The sequence below is a fragment of the Streptomyces sp. NPDC001156 genome, assembly GCF_053598275.1.
Window position 1 is genome coordinate 1 of the sequence record NZ_JBSFJX010000468.1, and the last position, 2,191, is coordinate 2,191.

General features: G+C 68.4%; 1 protein-coding gene. It reads left to right on the forward strand.

Features of this window, described 5'->3' with window-relative positions; all coding sequences use genetic code 11:
- Positions 1 to 162 precede the first annotated feature (162 nt).
- Complete coding sequence (locus ACWDA7_RS52240; RefSeq protein ID WP_450615190.1) at positions 163 to 1,893, forward strand: transposase; 1,731 nt, start codon at positions 163 to 165, stop codon at positions 1,891 to 1,893.
- The last annotated feature ends 298 nt before the right edge of the window (positions 1,894 to 2,191 follow it).

Below are 2,191 nucleotides of genomic sequence, written 5' to 3' on the forward strand. Positions count from 1 at the left end.
GGAACTCGAGCGGGAGATCCTGCGCCGGGCAGCCCAATATTTCGCCAAGGAGATGAGGGCGTGAGGCGCCGCTGGGACTTCATCTCCGACAACCGAGGCTGTTGCGTTTTGACGGGCTGACCCGGTTGCTGTGGGCTGGTGGCAGCCATGTTGGATGGCGGTATGGCAAAGGGTTTCCGGCCGGTGGACCGTGACCAGCAGTTCCTGCTCCCGGTGGACATGCGAGAGCGGCTGCCCAACGATCACGTGGTGTGGGTACTGCTCGAGGTCGTCGATCACCTGGACCTGAGCGGTCTGGAGAAACGGTATTCGCTGGGTGGGGTGGGACGTCGGGCCTATGACCCGCGGATGATGCTGGCGCTGTTGATCTACGCGTACGCAGACGGGATACGTTCCTCGCGGCAGATCGAGCGGCTATGCCGGACCGATGTGGCGATGCGTGTGATCTGTGCTCTGCAGGTACCGGACCACACGGCGATCGCGCGATTCCGGCAGATGCATCAGGGCTCGGTGCGAGAGCTGTTCACTCAAGTCTTGTTGATCTGCGCGAAGGCCGGGCTCGGCAGGCTGGGCACGATCGCGATCGACGGCACGAAGGTAGCGGCGAACGCGTCCCGGGCCGCTTCCTGCCGACGTGCATGGCTGCAGGAGCAGGTCAACGCCATCACCTCGGAGGCAGCTGCCGTGGATGAGGCGGAGGACGCCGCCCTCGGGACGGCGAGCCGAAGCGCCGAAACGCCGCGGCAACTCCGGTGTCGACAGGATCGCAACGAGCGCATCCGGCGGTGTCTTGAGGAGGTCAAAGCCGAGGAAACCGCGCGCGGGCAGGATGAGCAGTCGATCGCGGCCAGAGCCCAGGCCCGCGTGGAACGGGCGAGGCAAGGCCGCAGCGGAGGTGGTCCGCTACCGCCCGGGGCGGACCGGGTGACCGTGGCCACCGCCCGAGTTGAGGCTGCCCGGCAGCATCTGCACGAGGCGCAGGCCCGCAAGCGGGAGCGGATCGCGGAGGTTCGCGAGCAGCTCCGGCTGGCCGAGGCCGGCCGGGGTTCCAAGCCGAACCTCGGCCTGTTCAGCTTCGACGAGAACAAGGGCAAAGAGGTCTCGCGCGCCCGGCAGCGACTGGCCAGGGCGGAGCAGGCCCTGACCGCCGCAGAGGCCGCGGCCGGTGAGAAGGACCTGCCGACGAAACGAGGCCGTGGCGGCAGCAAGGAACCGCGCAGCGTCCGTCGTCAGGTGCGACGCAACGTGACTGACCCGGACAGCAGGCTGATGTCCGCAGCCGACGGCGGGGCAGTCCAGGGATACAACGCCCAGCTCGCGGTCGCGAGCGACGGACTGGTCCTGGTTCCGGAACGGGTGCAGGACGCTAACGACCTGCACCAGTTCCAGCCGATGAGTACGGCCGCGGTCCAAGCCGCCCTCCTGGTCCACCAGGCTCGTTGCGATGAACAATGCCCCTCCCCAGGAGGCTGCTGCATCACATCCGCCGCCTCACCCGCAGAAGGCCGCGGGCAAGAGGCATCTACGCGCGGTTGCGGGCAGTCCGCATGTCCCTGCGTGCAGGACTGGATCGGCGTACTGCTGCTCGACAACGGCTACTGCACCAACGAGAGCCTCACCGCACCCGGTCCGGACCGGCTCATCGCAACCGGCAACTCCCGTGACCTGCCGCGGCCGGGGGAAGACCTGGGTTTGCTGCCGTCGGACGCAGACGCCCGCACCCGCATGACCCATCGCCTGGCCTCCATCGACGGTGCAACACTCTGCAAACGACGCGCCGCCGCCGTGGAACCAGTCAACGGTCACCTCAAGGACCGCACCGGCCTCCGTCGCTTCTCCCGCCGGGGCTCGCCGCCTGCCAGGCCGAACTCGACTTCGCAGCACTGGTGTTGAACCTCCGGAAGGTCCTGAGCCTGGCCCCCGACGAGCGAGCCGCTGCCCTGACCGCCTGAGCCGACGGGCGGAGGCGAGAGGGGCACCCCTCATCCCCACACCAGCCATGGGACACCGGCACGCACGGAATCACGGACCGCAGCATGCCGACGACTGGGTCTCCGCCTTACGAAAACGCAACAGCCTCACCGCTCCGACTTCGACGTCCAGCGGATATGCCGGGTCCTTGGGGTCTCGCGCTCTGGGTTCTACCGGTGGGTCGCCGGCGCGGAGGCCCGTGAGGTCCGGCAGGCCGCCG

Bases quoted from the DNA above. Each gene is read 5' to 3' on its own strand.
- ACWDA7_RS52240 (WP_450615190.1), top strand. From the start codon at position 163: ATGGCAAAGGGTTTCCGGCCGGTGGACCGTGACCAGCAGTTCCTGCTC.